Raw genomic sequence first — 20156 nt, forward strand, 5'->3', positions numbered from 1 at the left:
TGCACCATGAGCTCTCTGATCAACAAGGTTCTGTTCACCCGCGCCGGTTACGGCCTGACTGTCCTGCGCATTGCTGTCGGCGTGATCTTCGCCGCCCACGGTTCGCAGAAACTCTTTGGTCTGTTCGGTGGTTACGGCCTGGCCGGCACTGCGCAATGGATGGAAAGCATTGGCCTGACCCCCGGCTACCTGATGGCCTCGCTGGCTGGCGGTACCGAGTTCTTCGCCGGTCTGGCGCTGATCATCGGCCTGCTGGCACGCCCGGCGGCACTTGGTCTGGCGTTCCTCTCGCTGGTTGCGATCTTCTCCGTGCACATCGGCAACGGTTTGTTCATGGCCAACAACGGTTACGAGTTCGCCCTGGCTCTGTTGGCCGGCAGTATCGCGGTACTGATCGAAGGTGCCGGCAAGCTCTCGGCGGATCGTGCCATCGCCGGTTGAAGGCTCTGGCTCAAGGCAAAGGCCCGCATTGCGCGGGCCTTTTTTGTTGCTGGCGATTCTTGACACTGATCGGTCACGTTCTCTAGGATGTTGCCCATGCGCCGATTTAAACAGCTACTTGCGGGGCGCCAGGTGACTTCTACAGTTACCGTCAGAAGCCGGAACAGGGCTTCGAAATACCGCTAAAGCGCTGGTTCGGTGTTGCCTCTCACCTGCCATGCAGACTTTTGAGGCAGAGACACGACACGATGAACGCACTACGCCCTCCAGCACGTCCCGCGCCGATCACGGCACATGTCACCCAGCGCAACCCGAAAATCCTTCTTGGCGGCAAACACCAGCCGACGCTGTTGCGTTATCTCGATGGCTGGCCACGTCGCAGCGGCGGTCCTGCCGCGTTCCTGATCCAGTTTGTCGATGACGGCGAGTCGCTGGCGCGTTTCGCTACGGACAGCTTCGATCTGGCGGTGATTCAAGCGCCGAGCGCAGAAGATGCGCCGGAGATGATCAAGCAACTGACCCGCGTAGCGCGGCAGGGCCTGATCACTCGGCGCTGATCAGTCTTACGGGTATTCAATCGCAACGATATAAACGAACTGCTCGCCGGTCGGCGTTTGCACCCGCACTTCCGCGTCGAGTGCCTTGCCGATCAGCGCGCGGGCCAGCGGCGAGTCGATGCTGATCAAACCCTGTTTGAGGTCCAGTTCATCGGGGCCGACAATGCGGTAGCGCGACTGCTTGCCGTCCTCGTCTTCGATGGTCACCCAGGCGCCGAAATAGACTTTGTTCGGGTCGCTGGGTTTTTCGCTGACCACCTTGAGCGCTTCCAGGCGTTTGGTGAGAAAACGCACGCGACTGTCGATTTCCCGCAGCATCTTCTTGCCGTAGGTGTACTCGGCGTTTTCCGAACGATCACCTTGCGCCGCCGCTTCACTCACCGCCTGGGTGACCTGCGGGCGACGCACATGCCACAACTCATGGAATTCGGCGCGCATCCGCGCTTCACCCTCGGGGGTGATCAGCGCGGTGCCGGCGGTGCGGGGAGGGCGATAACGGCTCATGGCGACTTCTTGTGATTAAGACCGCGTGAGTCTATCAACCCTCGCGCAACACTGTCAGCGGGCTGGCGTTCAGCGCCCGGCGAGTGCCGAACACACCGGCGCCACCAATCAGCGCGGCGCCAATCAACGGCAGCACCAGCAGCCATGGATGCGGATGCCATGGCAGATCAAAAGCGAAGCGGTACAGCACCAGACTGACCACCTCCGAACCGATCGCCGCGAGCAGACCGCTGACCGCACCCAACAAACCGAATTCGATACGCCGCGCCTTGATCAGCAACTGCCGCTCGGCGCCCAGCGCGCGTAACAGCGCACCCTGGCGGATACGTTCATCCAGCGTCGCTTGCAGGCCGGAGAACAGCACCGCCATCCCCGCAGCCAGAACAAACAACAACACATATTCCACTGCCAGGGTGACCTGGGCGAGGATGCTGCGCAGCTGTTCGAGCAAGGCCTCGACCTGCAGGATGGTCACCGCCGGAAAGGCCCGCGACAACTCGACAATCTGCTGATCATGCCCCGGAGCCAGATAGAAACTGGTCAGGTAAGTCGCCGGCAGATCCTTCAAGGTACCGGGCTGGAAGATCATGAAGAAGTTCGGCTGGAAGTTGTCCCAGTTGATTTCGCGCAGGCTGGTGACCTTCGCTTCGCGATTGACCCCGCCGACACTGAACACCATGTGATCGCCGAGTTTGAGTTTCAGGCTTTCGGCAACCTTGCCTTCCACCGAGACCCCCGGCACGTCGTCGGACGGCTGACCGCTCCACCACGAGCCGGCGGTGAGCTTGTTGCCGGCCGGCAGATCCGCCGCCCAGGTCAGGCTCAGGTCACGCTGAATGGCGCGGTCACCGGCGGACTCCTTGCTGACGATTTGCTGCACCGCCTCGCCATTGATGCTGATCAACCGACCCGGCACCACCGGATACAACGGCGCCGCTTGCGCCGACACCTTGATCAGGTGATCGGCGAAAGCCTGTTTGTCCGCCGGGAGGATATTCAGCGCGAAGTAGTTCGGCGCATTTTTCGGTAGCTGGTTCTGCCAGGTGTCGAGCAGTTCGCCGCGCAGCAGTGCGATCAGCGCCATCGACAACAGGATCAGACCGAACGCCAGCGACTGCCCGGCCGCCGCCAATGGATGCCGCAACAACTGGCCAAGGCCCAGACGCCATGGCAACGAGGCGCGGGCCAGCATGCGGCGCAGGCTTTGCAGCAGCAACAACAGCAGGCCGCCCAGCACCAGCGCGGCGACTACGCCACCGCCAAGCAGGGCGAAGGTCAGCAGCAGGTCGAGGCTCAGACGCCACATGATCAGGCCCAGCGCACCCAGCGCCGCGCCGTAGACCATCCATGTGCTCGAGGGGATCGGCAGCATGTCGCGGCGCAACACCCGCAGCGGCGGCACGCGACCCAGTGCAGCCAAAGGCGGCAAGGCGAAACCCGCCAGCGCCACCAGCCCGGTGCCAATCCCGGCCATCGCCGGAAACAGCCCACCCGGTGGCACGTCACTTGGCAGCAAATCATGCAGCAACGCGAACAGCCCCAGTTGCGCCAGCCAGCCGAGCAGGGCGCCACTGATGGCGGCAATCAGGCCGAGCACGGTCAGTTGCAGGCTGAACAGCACCATGGTTTCCCGGCGCGACAAGCCGAGGCAGCGCAGCAAGGCACTGGCGTCGAAACGCCGACTGGCGAAACGATTGGCCGACAGCGCCACGGCCACGCCAGCCAACAACACCGCGACCAGACTGGCCATATTCAGGTAGCGCTCGGCCTTGCCCAGCGCACCACCAATCTGCCGGTTGCCGTCGCGGGCATCCTGGATTCGCTGATTGGCAGCGAGGCCTGGTTTGATCAATTCACGATAGGTTTCCAGCGTCTGCGGTTCGCCGCGCCACAGTTCGCGATAACTCACCCGGCTGCCGGGTTGCACCACGCCGGTGGCGGTGAGGTCGTCAAGATTGATCAGTACCCGTGGCGTCAGGCTGTAGAAGTTGCCGGCGCGATCCGGCTCATAGGTCAGCACGCGGGTCAGCTTGAGCGTCTTCATGCCGACGTCAATGCTGTCGCCGATCTTCAGATCCAGCGCGGTCAACAGGCGCGCCTCGACCCAGGCTTCACCAGGTTGCGGTTCGCCGCCGACTTCTTCCTGGGCAAAGGGTGCGGGCGCGCTCTTCAGCTCGCCACGCAATGGATAGGCACGGTCGACGGCTTTGATGCTGGATAACTGAATGCCGTTGTCGGTGGCAATGACGCTGGAAAACTCCACCACTTGTGCATGATTGAGGCGCAGTTCGGTGCCGCTGCGGATTTGCTCCTCGCGGGCCGGCGAGCTGCCTTCAAGGACCAGGTCGGCGCCAAGAAACTCGGTAGCGCGCAGCATCATCGCGCCATTGAGGCGGGCGCCGAAATAGCCGATCGCGGTGCTCGCCGCGACGGCCACCACCAACGCAAAGAACAACACGCGCAACTCACCGGCGCGGGCATCGCGCATGAGCTGGCGCAGGGCAAGGCTGAACAGACGCAACAGCGGCAGACGTGCCATCAAGGCTCCAGAGGGGCGACCAGCAGCCCGGCTTCAAGACGGATCAGGCGCCGGCAGCGATGAGCCAGGCGTTCGTCGTGGGTCACCAGCACCAGGGTGGTGCCGCGTTCCTTGTTCAATTCGAACAGCAAGTCGCTGATGCGCTCGCCGGTGTGGCTGTCGAGGTTGCCGGTCGGCTCGTCGGCGAACAGCACGTCCGGTTCGGCAGCGAAGGCGCGGGCGATGGCCACGCGCTGCTGTTCACCGCCGGAGAGCTGGCGCGGCGAGTGGGTCAGGCGCTGGCCGAGGCCGACGCGCTGAAGCAATTGCGTGGCGCGCTCGCGGGCATCTTTGCGGCCGTCGAGTTCGAGCGGCAGCATGACGTTTTCCAGTGCATTGAGACTGTCGAGCAACTGAAATGACTGGAAGACAAACCCGACGTGCTCGGCGCGGATTCGCGCGCGCTGGTCTTCGTCGAGATTGCTCAGGCCCTGGCCGGCGAGAGTGACTTCGCCGCTGCTGGGCAGGTCGAGTCCGGCGAGCAGGCCGAGGAGGGTGGATTTGCCGGAACCGGACGCGCCGACGATGGCCAGGCTGTCGCCCTTGTTCAGTTCTAGGCTGAGTTCGTGCAGGATAGTCAGTTCACCTTCCGCGCTAGGGACCACTTTGCTGAGGTTCTTCGCGGTGAGAATGCTTGCGCCCATGGAGAATCCGATGCGTGTATGGTTTTTGAGTGCTGGCCTGGCCTTGATGTGCATGGCCCAGAACGCAGCGGCGGGTACTGTCCTGATCGTTGGCGATAGTATCAGCGCCGGTTTCGGCCTGGATACCCGTCTGGGGTGGGTGTCGCTGCTCGAGCAGCGCCTCAAACAAGAGGGTTTCGACGATAAAGTGGTCAACGCCTCGATCAGTGGCGACACCAGTGCCGGAGGCCAGGCGCGGCTGCCGGCGCTGCTTGCAGAGCATAAGCCGGAGTTGGTGATCCTCGAGCTGGGTGGCAATGACGGCCTGCGCGGGATGCCGCCAACGCAATTGCAACAAAATCTTGCCTCGATGATCGACAGCTCGCGGCAGAGCGGCGCGAAAGTGCTGCTGCTCGGCATGCAGTTGCCACCCAATTATGGCAAGCGCTACACCGATTCGTTCGCCGAGGTTTACGGCAAGCTCGCCGAAGAGAAAAACATCCCGTTGGTGCCGTTTTTTCTCGAAGGTGTCGGTGGTCATCCGGACCTGATGCAAGCCGACGGTCTGCACCCGGCTGCCGGGGCTCAGGGCAAGTTGCTGGAAAATGTCTGGCCGACGCTAAAACCGCTGTTATGAGGCTTTTCTACAGGCAGGCTTTCGGCTAATGTGGCGCCCCCTAATTTGGAGCCCCCGATGCCGCGTCCTGCCTGGTCCCTGTTTGCCTACCAACTGATCGAGCCTGACGAGCAGCTGGATCTGTTCGCCTGCCAGGAAGTGCGGGTGCATCTGGTGACGCGTCAGCTGGAACTCGGTGGCTCGGCTGATCGCACGCTGTGCGGCACTCTGCTGCCGGCGCAACCGCGCTGGTCGAATGTTGATCGCCGGGTGTTCCAGGATCAGCGCCTGTGCTCGCTGTGCCGGGCGATTCTCGAATCGCAGAAGCGCGGCACCTCGCCGATCTGGCCTGAGCTGCGTTTCGAACTCTGAGCGCTGAAGATCAAAGTGTGGGAGCGAGCCTGCTCGCGAAGGGGTTTTATCAATCGACATTTATGGTCGCTGACACACTGCTTTCGCGAGCAGGCTCGCTCCCACCTTGAACGCACCCTGTCGCCAATAGCGGTGCTACCTCCCCGAATCCCCAAGCCGCGGTGTACAATCGCGCTCTTATACCCTTGATGATCATGCGAAGGATTTTCCGGATGTTGCCGCGCTTTCCTGCCGTCACCCGCTGCCTGTCACTTGCCGCCCTGTGTGTGGCCGGCCCCGTTGCTGCATTGGAGCTTCCCCTGCCACCACCCGGCGAAGACATCGTCGGCCAGGTGCAGGTGATCAAAGCCAAGTACGAAGACACCTTCGCCGATCTGGGTACCACCTACGATCTGGGTTATTCGGAAATGGTTGCGGCCAACCCGGGCATCGATGCCTGGCTGCCGGGCGCCGGTACCGAGATCGTCCTGCCGACGCGCTTCATCCTGCCACCGGGCCCGCGGGAAGGCATCGTCATCAACCTCGCCGAATACCGCCTCTATTACTATCCGAAAGGCCGTGACGTGGTGTACACCTTCCCGCTGGGTATCGGCCGTGAAGGCTGGGGCTCGCCGATCGCGCACACCTCGATCATCGCCAAGACACCGAACCCGACGTGGACGCCTCCGGCTTCGATCAAGGCCGAACACGCCGCTGACGGTGATCCGCTGCCCAATGTGGTGCCGGCCGGTCCTGATAACCCGCTGGGGCCGTTCAAGTTCACCCTCGGCACGCCGGGCTACCTGATCCACGGTTCGAACAAGAAGTTCGGTATCGGCATGCGCACCAGCCACGGCTGCTTCCGCATGTTCAACAACAACGTGCTGGAAATGGCCGGCATGGTCCCGGTCGGCACCTCGGTGCGCATCATCAACGACCCGTACAAGTTCGGTCGCAGTGGCGGCAAGGTCTATCTGGAAGCGCACACGCCGCTCGACGACAAGGGCAATCCGTCGGTAGTCGACAAGCACACCGCGGTGATCAACGCGATGCTCAAGCGTGAAGACATCACCAGCAACCTGCGCATGAACTGGGATGTGGTGCGTGATGTGGTTGCGGCCGAAGACGGCCTGCCGGTAGAGATCGCCGTGCCGAATACCTCGGCGCCAATGGTGAGCAGTGCACCGATCGACCTGCAGCAATAAGAGCTGATCGAAACCCGCCGATGCGAGCAGCGTCGGCGGGTTTTTTATTGCCCGGGGAAAAGCACCGGGCACAAAAAAGCCGACCCGGAAAACCGGATCGGCTCGATAACAATCCCGAGGGATTATTACTTGCGGCTAGCTTTTTCCAGCATGCGCAGAGCACGCTCGTTAGCTTCGTCAGCAGTCTGTTGTGCTTTTTGAGCAGCAGCCAGAGCTTCATCAGCTTTACGGTAAGCTTCGTCTGCACGAGCCTGGGAGCGAGCAGCTGCGTCTTCAGTAGCGGTCAGACGTGCTTCGGTTTCTTTCGATGCGCTGCTGCAACCGGTAGCCAGAACTGCGGCCAGAGCCAGAGCAGAGAATTTCAGAACGTTGTTCATCGTGTTCCCCTTCAAGGACTTTCAAATTAAGTGGCTGTCTCCTCACGATTGAGGAAATAGCCGGCGTACATACTACCCATTACTTGTAGTAAGTAAACTGACGTAGCGCAAGAAGCAAAAAAAATTGTAGGCGTTGATTCTTTTTCGAGCAACTTTTAACTGCGCTGTATAAAAAATATCCAGCTGCAAGCCCCGGCGTGAGCGACTCAAACGGGAAAAGTTCCCGCGCTCGCGCGCTGTTTTTGCGACTACGGCTAAAGTCTTTCTAAATGAATTCGTCCACACTTTTGTTCAGGTTCTGCGAAGCGCTTCGCGTATCTTTGTTGATGTACAGGTGACTTTAAAAAAGGTCGCACGTCTTAAGTCTCAACATTCCGGCAATGTTCAGGCAAACGGCACGCAAAGATTGTCTTGCGGCCGAACCTGCGAGCATCGATGCCAATGCACGCAAACCATCCGATGACGAGCGTACCTTGAGCATTTTCGCCATTGGTGCCTACTATTCAGCAGGTGTCAGATTGCGCGAGATCGGTGTGGCTCTTCTCAGTGTCCATCAGGCACGGGGTGGCGTAGATGTTCCTTCGCCGGAAAAACATCGGTAAGGTAGGGGTCACAATTCAAGACCCGCGAGGAGTAGTGATGAGCGAGGCGTTGTCCATCCACCATGACCAGGCTGGTCATCAATTCGAGACCACTGTGGACGGTCATCGTGCTTACCTGACCTACATGGATCTGGGCAAGCAGACCCTGGATATCTACCGCACCTTCGTGCCCAATGCCCTGCGCGGCCGTGGCATTGCCGCAGCGCTGACCGAACGCGCGCTGCAATACGCCGAAGAAATGGGCTACACGGTGATCCCGTCATGCTCGTACGTCGAGCGCTACATGGAACGCCATCAGCGCCGCGCCGCGAAGATCTGAATCGCACACACAAAAACGCCGGACAATGTCCGGCGTTTTTTTATGCGCGTAAAACGCAGCTTACGTGCGCTGGCGCTTCGGCAATACGTCCTTGAGCTTGGCGTGCATGCTACGCAAGGTGTTTTCGGTAGCAGACCAATCGATGCAGGCATCGGTGATCGACACGCCGTATTGCAGGTCGGCGAGGTCTTTCGGGATTGCCTGGCAGCCCCAGTTCAAATGGCTCTCAACCATCAGGCCGATGATCGACTGGTTGCCTTCGAGGATCTGGTTGGCGACGTTTTCCATCACCAGCGGTTGCAGGGCCGGGTCCTTGTTGGAGTTGGCGTGGCTGCAATCGACCATGATGTTCGGTTTGATCTTCGCCTTGTTCAGCGCCTGCTCGCAGAGCGCAACGCTGACCGAATCATAGTTCGGCTTGCCATTACCGCCACGCAGCACCACGTGACCGTAGGCGTTGCCTTTGGTGGTGACGATCGACACGCCACCTTCCTGGTTGATGCCGAGGAAACGGTGCGGGCTGGACACCGACTGCAAGGCGTTGATCGCCACGGTCAGGCCGCCGTCGGTGCCGTTCTTGAAGCCGACGGCCGAGGACAGGCCGGAAGCCATTTCGCGGTGAGTCTGCGATTCGGTGGTACGCGCGCCGATGGCCGACCAGCTGATCAGATCCTGCAGATACTGCGGGGAGATCGGGTCGAGGGCTTCGGTCGCGGTCGGCAGGCCTTTCTCGGCCAGGTCGAGCAGCAACTGACGACCGATGTGCAGACCGTCCTGGATCTTGAACGAGTCGTCCAGATACGGATCGTTGATCAGACCTTTCCAGCCGACGGTGGTACGCGGCTTCTCGAAATACACACGCATGACCAGATACAGGGTGTCGGAGACTTCCTCGGCGAGCACCTTGAGGCGATCGGCGTATTCGTGGGCCGCCTTGATGTCGTGAATCGAGCACGGGCCGATCACGACGAACAGACGGTGGTCGGTGCCATCGAGAATGTTGCGAATGACTTCGCGGCCCTTGGTGACGGTGCGCAGGGCGGCGTCGCTCAGGGGGATATCACGCTTGAGCTGATCGGGAGTGATCAGGGTCTCGTTAGAGGCGACGTTTAGGTCGTTGATCGGTAAATCAGCCATCGTTTACTCGTCAGGTCACGGGTGCCGGCCGCCAGCGATCCCCGCGCGGCGGAGCACAGCAGATTTAGCGCGTCGGGGGAGCCGAACCTTAGCGCGTCGGAGGCGGCTCGACAATGGGCAAACCGTGCTTTAGTCCAGCGCTGGCTGCGCGAAAGCCTTGCGCAAGTTGTCGTGGGAGAACTCTTCGGCGTGCTCCTCGACCCATTGCAGGGCCAGCGCCTGACTATCCTGCAGGTCGTCGTGGCTGTCCTGCATGCGCGAATAGCGTTCGATCTGACACACCTGCTCACCCATTCGCGCGCTGAACAGGGTCTGTTCGTCAGTGAAGGCGATGCCCACCAGATAGCCTTTTTTACGGCGCAGACACCAGGCCACGTAGCCCGGGCAACAGAAGTCGGCATTCAGCGTCGGCATGCGTACTTGCAGTGCAGTGCCGTGGCGCCAGGCGCGGTGGTAATTGCAAGCGATGCCGCCGAGGCTGATAGTGTGCAGCTGTTGTCTGGAAATGCATTCAGGCTTGAGTAACGTCAATTCAACCGGCACTTCGTCCGGATGAGGAATGAAACGTCCCATGAGCACAGACTCCCTGTGTCGGCCATCTGACATTGTTTCCCCCAGTATAGTGGTCGAATCCGAGCTGACCGACTTCGACGCCGACCAGCGGCTGCTGGCGATGCGCGGGGTTTCTCTGGTGATCTTCACCAGCGTCGGCTGCGCCAGTTGTCGTTATGCCCGCGAGGTGTTGCCGGGATTGCCGCTGGCTATCGATCGGCTGTGCTGGATTGACGCCGGCGACAATGGCGGGCTGGTCGAGCGTTATCAGGTGTTTCATTTGCCGGCGCTGTTTGTGGTGCGCGACGGCGAGTTCTTTGGCGCAGTGCACACACGTCTGACGGTTGATCAACTCAACCAGGCGGTGGCGCAATCGCTGAGTCGAATTGCAGAGGAGTTGCCATGAGCGAGACAGTCAGCAAACCGGTGGTGGGGATTATCGGCACCGGTGCAATCGGCGGGTTCTACGGGGTGATGCTGGCGCGTGCCGGTTTCGACGTGCACTTTTTGTTGCGCAGCGAATTCTCGGCGGTGGCTGAGCGCGGTTTGCAGATCAACAGTGCGGTGCACGGGCCGTTGACGCTGCATCCGGCCAATGCCTATTCCGCTGCCGAAGACATGCCACCCTGTGACTGGCTGCTGGTCGGCACCAAGACCACCAGCAACGCCGGGCTGGCCCCGGCGATCATTCAGGCCGCCAAGCCTGACGCCAAGGTGCTGTTGCTGCAGAACGGTCTGGATGTCGAAGACAGCCTGCGGCCACTGTTGCCGGATTCACTGCATCTGCTCGGTGGTCTGTGCCTGATCTGCGTGCACCGCGAGGGGCCGGGGCAGATTACCCATCAGGCCCTTGGCGCGGTGAATGTCGGTTATCACAGCGGCTCGGCCATTGATGAAGTAGCGCGCATGGCGATCGTCGAGGAGGGCGCCGGGCTGTTCCGCGCCGCCGGCATCGACTCGCAGGCGATGGCCAACCTGCATCAGGCGCGCTGGCAGAAGCTGGTGTGGAATATTCCCTATAACGGACTCTCAGTACTACTCGGCGCGGGAACGCAAGCGCTGATGGCCGATGCCGACAGCCGCCTGTCGATTCAGGCGTTAATGGCCGAAGTGGTGCTGGGCGCCAAGGCCTGTGGATACGAGATCCCGCCCGGCTATGCCGAGTACCTGTTCACCATGACCGAGAAAATGCCCGATTACTGGCCGAGCATGTACCACGACTTTGCACACAAACGCCCGCTGGAGCTGGAGGCGATTTACGCTCGGCCACTGGCGGCGGCGAACGCGGCGGGCTGCGAGTTGCCGCGCATCGAGGCGTTGTATCGCCATTTGGGTTTTATCGACCGACGCAATACCTGAGTCGGTTGTTCTGGGGGAAGGCATGGCCAATAACATCGATGACAAACTGGTGCTGGCGATTTCCTCGCGCGCCTTGTTCGACCTGAGCGAAAGCCACAAGGTCTACCTGTCGAGCGGCGTCGAAGCCTATCGGCAATATCAGATCGAGCACGAAGACGAAATCCTCGCGCCGGGCGATGCGTTCCCGCTGGTGGAAAAACTCCTGAGCCTGAACAGCCGCCTCGGTCGCGCGCGGGTCGAGGTGATTCTGGTTTCCCGTAACAGCGCCGACACCGGGCTGCGCGTGTTCAATTCGATTCATCATTACGGCCTGGCGATTTCTCGTGCGGCGTTCGTCGGTGGGCGCAGTCCGTACCCTTATCTGAAAGCGTTTGGCTGCGACCTGTTTCTCTCGACTCACGCCGAAGACGTGCGTGCCGCGCTGGACGCCGGGTTCGCCGCCGCCACGATTCTGTCCGGTGGCGCGAGCCGTGCGGCCAGTGATGAATTGCGTATCGCCTTCGACGGTGACGCGGTGATCTTCTCGGACGAGTCCGAGCGCGTTTATCAGTCCGGCGGCCTGGAAGCGTTTCAGGCCAAGGAACGCGAATCGGCACGCGAGCCTTTGCGCGGTGGGCCGTTCAAGGGCTTTCTGGCAGCGCTCAATCTGTTGCAGCGCGAGTTTCCCGATGACGATTGCCCGATCCGCACGGCGCTGGTGACCGCGCGTTCGGCGCCGGCCCATGAGCGGGTGATTCGCACCTTGCGGGAATGGGATATCCGTCTCGATGAGTCGCTGTTTCTCGGTGGCCTGACCAAATCGGCGTTCCTCGAAGCCTTCGCCGCTGACGTGTTCTTCGATGACCAGACCGGTCATTGCGAGCTGGCTCGCGAAGTGGTCGCCACCGGCCACGTGCCCCATGGCATCAGCAACGAACAGTCGATCTAGAGCCTTTTCATTCAGGACGTTGCGTCGCACGTCGTACTCGCCAAGGCACTGCTAAGCTGAATCAATCTCCGCCATCGTTGGCTCGCGAGGAGGTCCCATGATTCGCTCAATGCTGTATGCCACCGACCTCGGTCTGTACGCACCGTTCGTGATGCAGCATGCCCTGGCCTTGGCGCGCACCTTCAATGCCGATCTGTATGTAGTGCACGCGGTGGAACCCATGGGCCTGTTTGCCGAGTCAGTGCTGCAAAGCTATCTCGACGAACAGGCATTGAACGAATTCCATAGTCAGGGTCTGAAAACAGTCATTGCCAATATCGAACAACGGGTGCTCGACAGCTTTCGTGAAGAACTGGGGGACGACGGCGAACAGGATCTGCAGCGCATACGCGCGGTGCGCGTGCTGCAGGGTGATCCGTCGCAGGTGATTCTCGACCAGGTGCACAAGCTCTCGGTCGATCTGCTGATCGTCGGCAGTCACAGCCATGGCGTCGGCGCGGAAACGCCGTTGGGGCGCACGGCGGCGCGGGTTCTGCAGTTGGCCAAGGTGCCGGTCTATCTGGTGCCGCTGATGGAGCGCCGGCGGCGGGACGATCGTTGAAGCAGGAATAATGGCGTTTTGATAAAAAAGTTCTAGATTTATTCTTCGAACCATTAATATAGTTATATACCGTCGCTGATGCCCGTGGCGTCTACCTGCTTTGAGGGATTGATATGAAGCTTCAACAACTGCGCTACATCTGGGAAGTGGCGCACCACGACCTCAACGTTTCCGCTACCGCTCAAAGCCTGTACACCTCGCAACCGGGCATCAGTAAGCAGATCCGCCTGCTGGAAGACGAGCTGGGCGTCGAAGTCTTCGCCCGCAGCGGCAAGCACCTGACCCGCGTCACCCCGGCCGGCGAGCGCATCATCACCACCGCCGGCGAGATTCTGCGCAAAGTCGAAAGCATCAAGCAGATTGCCCAGGAATTCTCCAACGAGAAAAAGGGCACCCTGTCGATCGCCACCACCCACACCCAGGCGCGTTATGCGCTGCCGCCGGTGATCAGCAATTTCATCAAGCAATACCCGGACGTGGCCCTGCACATGCATCAGGGCTCGCCGATGCAGATCGCCGAGATGGCCGCTGACGGCACCGTCGATTTCGCCATTGCCACTGAAGCGCTGGAGCTGTTCGGTGATCTGGTGATGATGCCGTGCTATCGCTGGAACCGCTGCGTGGTCGTACCCCACGGCCACCCGCTGACCAAGCTGCCGAAGCTGACCCTTGAAGCGCTGGCCGAATATCCGATTGTTACTTACGTGTTCGGTTTCACCGGCCGTTCCAAGCTCGATGAAGCCTTCAGCCATCGTGGCCTGACGCCGAAAGTGGTGTTCACCGCTGCTGACGCCGACGTGATCAAAACCTACGTGCGTCTGGGGCTGGGCGTAGGCATCGTGGCTAAAATGGCCGTCGATACCAAACTCGATAACGACCTGGTAGTGCTGGATGCCAGCGAGCTGTTCGAATCGAGCATCACCAAGATCGGTTTCCGTCGCGGCACTTTCCTGCGTGGCTTCATGTGCGACTTCATCGAGAAATTCGCCCCGCACCTGACCCGCGAAGTCATGGCCAAGGCCATTCAGTGCCACAACAAGCAAGAGCTGGAAGAACTGTTCGACGGCGTCGAACTGCCCGTTCACTAAGCACCCGCTTCAGAGCACCTCGGTGACAGCAAATTGTTGCCGGGTGCCCGCCACCAGAATCTCCACCTCATCGCCCGCGAACTTGCCCAGCAGACTTTTGCCCAGCGGCGAGCGTGGGGTGATGACGGTGATCGGCTGACCCACCACGTCGACTTTCAGCCCCGCCGCATCCGGCGCCAGAAACAGCCATTGCTCGCGACCCTTTTCGTCCTCCAGACCGAGCAGGGCGCCGACTTCGATGCCGCGATTTTCATCGTAGGCACGCAAGGTCAGGTTCTGGCACAGCGCCAGGGACTGACGGATTTCCTCAACCCGCTTCGCCTGACCCGCCGCCAGATACGACGCCTCCAGCCCCAGCGTGTCGTATTTGTTTTCGGCGATGTTTTCTTCGTGGGTCGCGGTTTCGTAGGCGGTTTGCGCGGCGCGTTCGGCGATGTCGAGGTCGATGCGCAGCTTGTCGAGAATCAATTGGTGGACGCTGTGTTTGTTCATGATCAATCGCAGAATTGCAAAACGTTGGCGCGGCTCTTTTCCGTCGGCGCGGTCTGGTCCTGCTGCAGCCAGAACTGGCATTTCGGGTTCGACGCATTGCGCGAATTGGCGCGCGCCTGATCCAGTCGGGCCTGCTGTTCATTCTTGCGCAGGTTTTCTTCGTACTGTTGGAACAGCGGCGTTGGCGGCGGTGCGACGTCCGGCTGGGGCTCGACGGCAACTGGCGGATTGGCCAATTGCTGCACCGCTTGAGCCACCGGGGCCAATTGCTCGGCAAAGATGAAGCGCGAAAACAGCCAGCAGGTCAGCGCAATCGCCAGGAACCCCAGCCACAGGCCCAGCGCAATGCTGCCGGTCAGATGCAGCGCGCTAAGCTGAACAGGCAAGGGACGACGCGGATTCGGACGGTAGGGCATGGCGGCCTCCTGGCGGATGGTTGCGGGCAAGTGGCGATTGTCGCACGAAGATTAATCGCCGTCGGCTCTTCTGCGCGAGCGCATTTATGCGGAGAATCGAGGTCTTTTGCCAACGGGAGAACGGCATGCCTGAAGCGAAACCCCGCTGGGACATTTTCTGCACCGTGGTCGATAACTTCGGTGACATCGGCGTGACCTGGCGCCTGGCCCGGCAACTGGTGGCCGAACATGCCTTGCCGGTGCGCCTGTGGGTGGATGATCTGCGCGCGTTCGAGCGCCTCTGTCCTGAGATCGATGTCGATGTTGTGCAGCAATGGCAGCAGGGCGTCGAGGTGCGTCAGTGGCCGAGCGAATGGCTGCACGCCGAGGCAGCCGACGTAGTCATCGCCGCCTTCGCCTGTCAGTTGCCCACTGATTACATGGACAGTATGGCTGCGCGTGAAACGCCGCCGCTGTGGCTCAACCTCGATTATCTCAGCGCCGAAGACTGGGTCACCGGCTGCCATGGCTTGCCGTCGGTGAAATACAAATCGGTGCAGAAGTTCTTCTTCTTTCCGGGCTTCAAGCCGGGCACCGGTGGCCTGCTGCGCGAATGCGGACTGCTCGAACAGCGTCGGCAGTTTCAGCAGGATCGGCCGGCCCAGCGACATTTCCTGCAAGCCTTGGGTATCGATCCTGCTCCGGACGCGCAACTGATCTCGCTGTTTGCTTATGAAAACCCCGGGTTGGCCAGTTGGCTGGATGTGCTGGCGGCCGATGCACGGCCGACTCACCTGCTGGTGCCGGAAGGGCGGATTCTCGGCGATGTGGCGCGCTGGCTGGGCGTGGAAACCTTGATGGTCGGTGCGATTCATGTGCGCGAGTCCCTGACCATGCAAGTTCTGCCGTTCGTCCGTCAGGATCAATACGACCATCTGCTCTGGTGCTGCGATTTCAACGCGGTGCGCGGTGAAGATTCATTCGTGCGCGCGCAATGGGCGGGGCGGCCGATGCTCTGGCACATCTATCAGCAGGACGATGACATCCATCTGGACAAGCTCGACGCTTTCCTCGCGCTCTACACTCACGGCCTTTCGCCCGCTGCGGCGCAGGCGATGAACGGTCTGTGGCGAGCGTGGAGCGCCGGGCAACCGATCGGTGAGCACTGGCTGGCGGCGCGAAATCATTGGCCGGAACTCGAGAAAAACGCCGAGGCATGGTGTCTGGAACAGGCCTTGCAAGCGGATCTTGCCACGGCGCTGGTACAGTTTTATGTAAATTGGATATGATACGCGGCCTAGATTTTTGTAAATCCCATCCAAATTCGGATATTCGCAATGAAAACTGGTAAAGAACTCAAACCCGGTACCGTGATCCGTATCGACAACGATCCTTGGCTGGTTCAGAAAGCTGAATTCACCAAGTCGGGCCGTAACAGCGCGATCATGAAGACCAAGCTGAAGAACCTGCTGACCGGTTACAAGACCGAAACCGTTTACGGTGCGGACGACAAACTGGACGACGTGATCCTGGATCGTAAAGAAGCCACCCTGTCGTTCATCAGCGGTGACACTTACACGTTCATGGACACCACTGACTACACCATGTACGAGCTGAACGCCGAAGACATCGAAAGCGTTCTGCCTTTCGTTGAAGAAGGCATGACCGACGTTTGCGAAGCCGTGTTCTTCGAAGAGCGTCTGGTTTCCGTAGAGCTGCCGACCACCATCGTGCGTCAGGTTGACTACACCGAAGGCTCCGCTCGCGGTGACACTTCCGGCAAGGTGATGAAGCCTGCCAAACTGAAGAACGGTACCGAGCTGTCGGTTGCCGACTTCATCGAAATCGGCGACATGATCGAGATCGATACCCGCGAAGGCGGTTCCTACAAAGGCCGTGCGAAATAAGCACTGCTTTTTGCGGAAAGAAAAAACCCGACCATTGAGTCGGGTTTTTTTGTGCCTGCGCTTTGAGTTTCACACCTGTCCCATGTGGGAGCGAGCCTGCTCGCGAATGCGGTGTGTCATTCAATGAAGCGCTGTCTGACGGGACGCTTTCGCGAGCAGGCTCGCTCCCACAATGGGACTGTGGTTACTTCAAGTGTTGCTTCAGTTCTTCAGACGCCTGCAACATCGCCGAGCGCACCGCCGGTACCTGGCTGACCACGTTGAGCAAACCGTAATCGTGAATCATGCCGTTGTAGCGCACCGACGTTACCGAAACTCCGGCTTCATCGAGTTTGCGCGCATAGGCTTCACCTTCATCGCGCAGCACGTCGGCGCTGGCAGTCTGCACCAGTGCAGGTGGCAGACCTTTGAGCTGCGCGGTGGTGGCGCGCAGCGGTGAAGCGTAGATCTCGTTGCGCTGTTTGGCGTCGGTGGTGTAGTTGTCCCAGAACCACTTCATCATGTTGCGGGTGAGGAAGTGTCCTTCGGCGTACTGGTTGTACGAACCGGTGTCGAAGTTGGCATCGGTCACCGGCCACAGCAGTACCTGGAATTTGATCGCCGGGGTGCCCTTGTCCTTGGCCATCAGCGCAACCACTGCGGCCATGTTGCCGCCGACGCTGTTGCCGGCCACGGCCAGGCGCTTGCCGTCGACATTGATCTCTTTACCGTGTTCCGCCACCCATTTGGTCGCAGCGTAGGCCTGGTTGATCGCCACCGGGTAATGCGCTTCCGGCGAAGGGGTGTAATTGACGAACACCGCCGCCGCACCCGAACCGACCACGAGATCGCGCACCAGACGTTCGTGAGTCGGGAAGTCCCCCAGCACCCAGCCGCCGCCGTGGAAGAACATGAACACCGGCAGCTCACCCTTGACCCCGGCCGGCCGGACGATGGTCAGGCTCAGCGGTTGACCATCGACCTGGATGGTCTTCTCGCTGACATCGGCTTTGGGTAGCGTCAACTTGACCCCGGACTGCGCGCCGACCAGCACGGCGCGGGCATCCTTGGGCGACAGCTGCTCGATCGGCTTGCCGCTGCCTGAGTTCAGCGCATCGAGAAATGCCTGGGTGTTGTGTTCGACATCACCGGCGAAAGCGCTGTGTACCGACAGGGCGAGAAGGGTGCCGGTCAAGACTTTGCTGAAAGTGTTCATGTTCAATTTCCTTGTTCGGGCCGGAGACTTGAGTGATTACACGGTTACGTGCAGACGCACATCGACGTTGCCACGGGTGGCGTTGGAGTACGGGCAGACTTGGTGAGCGGCGTCGACCAGCGACTGCGCATCGGCTTGTTCCAGGCCCGGCAGGCTGATGTGCAAATCGATGTCCAGACCGAAACCGCCAGGGATCTGGCCGATGCCGACATGGGCGGTGATCGACGCGTCGTCGGGAATCTTGCGCTTGGTCTGGCTGGCGACGAATTTCAGTGCGCCGATGAAGCAGGCCGAGTAACCGGCAGCAAACAGTTGCTCAGGGTTGGTCGCCGCACCGCCAGCACCGCCAAGTTCTTTCGGAGTGGCCAGTTTGACGTCCAGTACGTTGTCGCTGGAGATCGCACGACCGTCACGGCCGCCAGTGGAAGTTGCGATTGCGGTGTAGAGAGTTTGCATGGTGTGAGCCTCATGGGTTGTGGTTTTGTGCGCTAATTGTTTGCGCGCTAAGTAGGTGTGAAGAGAATGTATAGCGCTAATGTTTAGTGCGCAATATAAATTTTCGAAAAGGAGCGCGTTTTGCTTGAGGGCGACCGATGGAAGGGGAATGTAAGGCTTGATCTAGAGCGCTTGGCGAGGAAATTTAGGCGTGGAAAATATTTTTTGTTGGCGTTGAAAATTAGTGTGGGAGCGGGCTTGCCCGCGAAGACGGAGTGTCAGTCAAAATGATGTCGGCTGACAGGTCGCCATCGCGGGCAAGCCCGCTCCCACAGGGCCAGTGTTGTGCTCGGAAATGAGGATCAGGTCAGGCTGTCTTGCAGATGTCCGCGCAGCGCTTGCAGCTCGGCCTGCAATTTCTGCAGACGTTCAAGGGTGAAGCCACTGGCGCCGAGAATGCACTGTGGCACGGTCTGCGCCTTGTCGCGCAAGGCGCGGCCCGCTGCGGTCAGTTCGACAATCACCACCCGCTCATCTTCGCGACTGCGGGTGCGGCTGAGCAGGCCTTCGGCTTCCAGGCGTTTGAGCAATGGCGTCAGCGATCCCGGATCGGTCAGCAGGCGTGCGCTGATTTCTCCGACAGTCAGACCGTCCTTCTCCCACAGCACCATCATCGCCAGATATTGCGGATAGGTCAGGCCCAGCGCCTGCAACAGCGGCTTGTAGACCTTGGTCATCATCAGCGAGGTCGAGTGCAGGGCGAAGCACGCCTGATTGTCGAGCAGCAGGTCGTCGCAATTGTCGCGTTCGGAAGTCATGTCAAAGCCTTGATCGTTGATCGTTTTTTAATCTAGCGCTCGAATCTTTAAGGCGCCAGATAAATATGTCCGGCGTCAGTGCCGGGCGAATTGCCGTTGCAACGCCAGATCCCACGGCGGCACCGGACTGAAGCGGGTTTTCAGATATTCCAGCAATAACCGACTGCGCGAATGGACCTGCTGTTCCATGCGCAGCGCGTAAATGCCGGTGGACTCCGGCGGCGGCAGGCCATTTTCGCAGAACAGTGGCACCAGTTCGCCACGCAGCAGGTATTCGCTGGCCAGCCAGGTCGGCAAGTGTGCGACGCCCAGACCCGCCGCCGCGCCACACGCCAGAGCTTCGGCATTGTTGGCGCTCAGACGTACGCGCGATGGCCGGTGCAATTGCATTTGCCCGTCCACTTCGAATTTCCAGGCAAACGGCGGCGCAAGGCCTTCCCAGTCGAGCCCGTCGTGTTCACTCAACTGCGCCGGATGCTCGGGCACACCACGCTGCTTGAGATAGTCAGGGCTGGCACAGGCGACGCGGACCATGCTCGCCAATGGCGTGGCGACCAGGCGCGAGTCAGCCAACTGGCCGGTACGCAGCACCAGATCGACCTTGCCCAGGCTGCTGCCGGCCATGTCGCTGAAGCTGTCGATCAGGTGCATCTGCACATCCAGTCCCGGATACAGCAGGAGAAAATCGGCAATCACCGGCGCCAGATGCCGGCGCCCGAAGGCTGCTGGCGCATCGATGCGGATCAGGCCTTCCGGTGCGCTGCTCAACGACACCGCTTCGGCACGCGCCAGTTGCAACTCGGCGATGATCCGTCGCGCCCGCTCAGCAAAGGCCAGGCCGGCCGAAGTCGGCAGCACGGCGTGGGTGCTGCGCACGAACAGCTGACTGCCGACGGCACTTTCCAGACTGTCGATGCGCCGCGCCACGGCGGATGGGGTCAGCGGATGGCGGCGCGAAGCGGCAGAAAAGCTGCCACTTTCCAGCACATCGAGAAACAAGCCGAGCTGATCGGTCAATTGGTTGGGATTCATGGAAACCACGCTTGTGCAAAATCGGCATAGCCATTGTGCGTTGC

General features: G+C 60.5%; 25 protein-coding genes. 13 read left to right on the top strand and 12 right to left on the bottom strand.

What is annotated here, in order from left to right; translation table 11 throughout:
• The first annotated feature begins 6 nt into the window (after positions 1–6).
• On the top strand, positions 7–441 hold the full coding sequence (locus ACV8MC_RS14940; protein ID WP_016770887.1) for a DoxX family protein: 435 nt from the start codon (positions 7–9) through the stop codon (positions 439–441).
• Positions 442–689: 248 nt separating this feature from the next.
• Entirely contained in the window at positions 690–998 is a 309-nt protein-coding gene (locus tag ACV8MC_RS14945) for a hypothetical protein (RefSeq protein WP_041478394.1), read from the top strand.
• A 6-nt stretch (positions 999–1004) separates the two neighbouring features.
• On the opposite strand, the gene greB is transcribed toward ACV8MC_RS14945, so the two are convergent.
• From greB to ACV8MC_RS14960, 3 genes are read right to left on the bottom strand one after another with little or no spacing between them, the layout of a single operon-like run.
• Positions 1005–1502 (bottom strand): transcription elongation factor GreB, encoded by a 498-nt coding sequence (gene greB, locus ACV8MC_RS14950; protein WP_071173132.1) that lies wholly within the window; start codon positions 1500–1502, stop codon positions 1005–1007.
• A gap of 34 nt (positions 1503–1536) precedes the next feature.
• On the bottom strand, positions 1537–4041 hold the full coding sequence (locus tag ACV8MC_RS14955; protein ID WP_457262446.1) for an ABC transporter permease: 2505 nt from the start codon (positions 4039–4041) through the stop codon (positions 1537–1539).
• Positions 4041–4724: an ABC transporter ATP-binding protein gene (locus ACV8MC_RS14960; protein ID WP_016770883.1), complete on the bottom strand. Its 684-nt coding sequence runs from the start codon at positions 4722–4724 to the stop codon at positions 4041–4043. The genes ACV8MC_RS14955 and ACV8MC_RS14960 overlap by 1 nt, the downstream gene beginning before the upstream one ends.
• Before the next feature lie 10 nt (positions 4725–4734).
• Between ACV8MC_RS14960 and ACV8MC_RS14965 the strand changes: the two genes are divergently transcribed.
• From ACV8MC_RS14965 to ACV8MC_RS14975, 3 genes are all read left to right on the top strand, one after another.
• The gene (locus ACV8MC_RS14965) at positions 4735–5340 is read left to right on the top strand and encodes an arylesterase (RefSeq protein WP_161984070.1); all 606 of its coding nucleotides are present in this window, start codon (positions 4735–4737) and stop codon (positions 5338–5340) included.
• Between the two features lie 57 nt (positions 5341–5397).
• On the top strand, positions 5398–5691 hold the full coding sequence (locus tag ACV8MC_RS14970; RefSeq protein ID WP_016770881.1) for a hypothetical protein: 294 nt from the start codon (positions 5398–5400) through the stop codon (positions 5689–5691).
• A gap of 212 nt (positions 5692–5903) precedes the next feature.
• Positions 5904–6875 carry a L,D-transpeptidase family protein gene (locus ACV8MC_RS14975; protein ID WP_024013783.1) on the top strand — a complete coding sequence of 324 codons (972 nt, stop codon included), beginning with the start codon at positions 5904–5906 and terminating at the stop codon, positions 6873–6875.
• Positions 6876–7000: 125 nt separating this feature from the next.
• Here the strand turns inward: ACV8MC_RS14975 and oprI are convergent, their stop codons facing one another.
• Complete coding sequence (oprI, locus tag ACV8MC_RS14980) at positions 7001–7252, bottom strand: outer membrane lipoprotei OprI (RefSeq protein ID WP_003183784.1); 252 nt, start codon at positions 7250–7252, stop codon at positions 7001–7003.
• A gap of 639 nt (positions 7253–7891) precedes the next feature.
• Between oprI and ACV8MC_RS14985 the strand changes: the two genes are divergently transcribed.
• Positions 7892–8173, top strand: a complete 282-nt coding sequence (locus ACV8MC_RS14985; RefSeq protein WP_016770879.1) for a GNAT family N-acetyltransferase — start codon at positions 7892–7894, stop codon at positions 8171–8173.
• A gap of 60 nt (positions 8174–8233) precedes the next feature.
• On the opposite strand, the gene ACV8MC_RS14990 is transcribed toward ACV8MC_RS14985, so the two are convergent.
• The gene (locus tag ACV8MC_RS14990) at positions 8234–9310 is read right to left on the bottom strand and encodes a 3-deoxy-7-phosphoheptulonate synthase (RefSeq protein WP_016770878.1); all 1077 of its coding nucleotides are present in this window, start codon (positions 9308–9310) and stop codon (positions 8234–8236) included.
• 129 nt (positions 9311–9439) lie between these two features.
• Complete coding sequence (locus ACV8MC_RS14995; protein WP_056788469.1) at positions 9440–9883, bottom strand: PilZ domain-containing protein; 444 nt, start codon at positions 9881–9883, stop codon at positions 9440–9442.
• Between ACV8MC_RS14995 and ACV8MC_RS15000 the strand changes: the two genes are divergently transcribed.
• From ACV8MC_RS15000 to cysB, 5 genes are all read left to right on the top strand, one after another.
• Positions 9882–10268 (top strand): thioredoxin family protein, encoded by a 387-nt coding sequence (locus ACV8MC_RS15000; RefSeq protein WP_041478405.1) that lies wholly within the window; start codon positions 9882–9884, stop codon positions 10266–10268. The two genes, ACV8MC_RS14995 and ACV8MC_RS15000, sit on opposite strands and share 2 nt — an antisense overlap.
• Positions 10265–11221 (top strand): putative 2-dehydropantoate 2-reductase, encoded by a 957-nt coding sequence (locus ACV8MC_RS15005; protein ID WP_073472429.1) that lies wholly within the window; start codon positions 10265–10267, stop codon positions 11219–11221. The genes ACV8MC_RS15000 and ACV8MC_RS15005 overlap by 4 nt, the downstream gene beginning before the upstream one ends.
• A 22-nt stretch (positions 11222–11243) precedes the next feature.
• Entirely contained in the window at positions 11244–12149 is a 906-nt protein-coding gene (locus tag ACV8MC_RS15010; RefSeq protein WP_348969942.1) for a 5'-nucleotidase, read from the top strand.
• Positions 12150–12246: 97 nt separating this feature from the next.
• Entirely contained in the window at positions 12247–12750 is a 504-nt protein-coding gene (locus ACV8MC_RS15015) for a universal stress protein (RefSeq protein ID WP_041478409.1), read from the top strand.
• 113 nt (positions 12751–12863) lie between these two features.
• A complete protein-coding gene (gene cysB / locus ACV8MC_RS15020) occupies positions 12864–13838 on the top strand; it encodes an HTH-type transcriptional regulator CysB (protein WP_016770873.1) in 975 nt (324 codons plus the stop codon).
• Between the two features lie 9 nt (positions 13839–13847).
• On the opposite strand, the gene ACV8MC_RS15025 is transcribed toward cysB, so the two are convergent.
• Together ACV8MC_RS15025 and ACV8MC_RS15030 are read right to left on the bottom strand one after the other, a co-directional pair.
• Positions 13848–14330: a GreA/GreB family elongation factor gene (locus ACV8MC_RS15025; RefSeq protein WP_024013776.1), complete on the bottom strand. Its 483-nt coding sequence runs from the start codon at positions 14328–14330 to the stop codon at positions 13848–13850.
• Between the two features lie 2 nt (positions 14331–14332).
• Complete coding sequence (locus ACV8MC_RS15030; protein WP_457262450.1) at positions 14333–14746, bottom strand: hypothetical protein; 414 nt, start codon at positions 14744–14746, stop codon at positions 14333–14335.
• A gap of 125 nt (positions 14747–14871) precedes the next feature.
• Here ACV8MC_RS15030 and earP point away from each other — a divergent pair, with 125 nt between their 5' ends.
• Together earP and ACV8MC_RS15040 are read left to right on the top strand one after the other, a co-directional pair.
• Positions 14872–16014: an elongation factor P maturation arginine rhamnosyltransferase EarP gene (gene earP / locus ACV8MC_RS15035; RefSeq protein ID WP_457262452.1), complete on the top strand. Its 1143-nt coding sequence runs from the start codon at positions 14872–14874 to the stop codon at positions 16012–16014.
• A 48-nt stretch (positions 16015–16062) separates the two neighbouring features.
• Complete coding sequence (locus ACV8MC_RS15040; protein WP_003226785.1) at positions 16063–16632, top strand: elongation factor P; 570 nt, start codon at positions 16063–16065, stop codon at positions 16630–16632.
• A gap of 184 nt (positions 16633–16816) precedes the next feature.
• Here ACV8MC_RS15040 and ACV8MC_RS15045 read toward each other — a convergent pair whose 3' ends face one another.
• From ACV8MC_RS15045 to ACV8MC_RS15060, 4 genes are all read right to left on the bottom strand, one after another.
• Positions 16817–17827 carry an alpha/beta hydrolase gene (locus ACV8MC_RS15045; RefSeq protein ID WP_252878650.1) on the bottom strand — a complete coding sequence of 337 codons (1011 nt, stop codon included), beginning with the start codon at positions 17825–17827 and terminating at the stop codon, positions 16817–16819.
• 36 nt (positions 17828–17863) lie between these two features.
• Positions 17864–18283, bottom strand: coding sequence for an organic hydroperoxide resistance protein (locus tag ACV8MC_RS15050; RefSeq protein WP_007940002.1), 420 nt, complete (start codon positions 18281–18283; stop codon positions 17864–17866).
• A 341-nt stretch (positions 18284–18624) separates the two neighbouring features.
• On the bottom strand, positions 18625–19080 hold the full coding sequence (locus tag ACV8MC_RS15055; RefSeq protein ID WP_129997308.1) for a MarR family winged helix-turn-helix transcriptional regulator: 456 nt from the start codon (positions 19078–19080) through the stop codon (positions 18625–18627).
• 75 nt (positions 19081–19155) lie between these two features.
• Complete coding sequence (locus tag ACV8MC_RS15060) at positions 19156–20112, bottom strand: LysR substrate-binding domain-containing protein (protein WP_016770867.1); 957 nt, start codon at positions 20110–20112, stop codon at positions 19156–19158.
• Positions 20113–20156: the final 44 nt, after the last annotated feature.

Source organism: Pseudomonas sp. PK-RTE-24 (genome assembly GCF_054052265.1).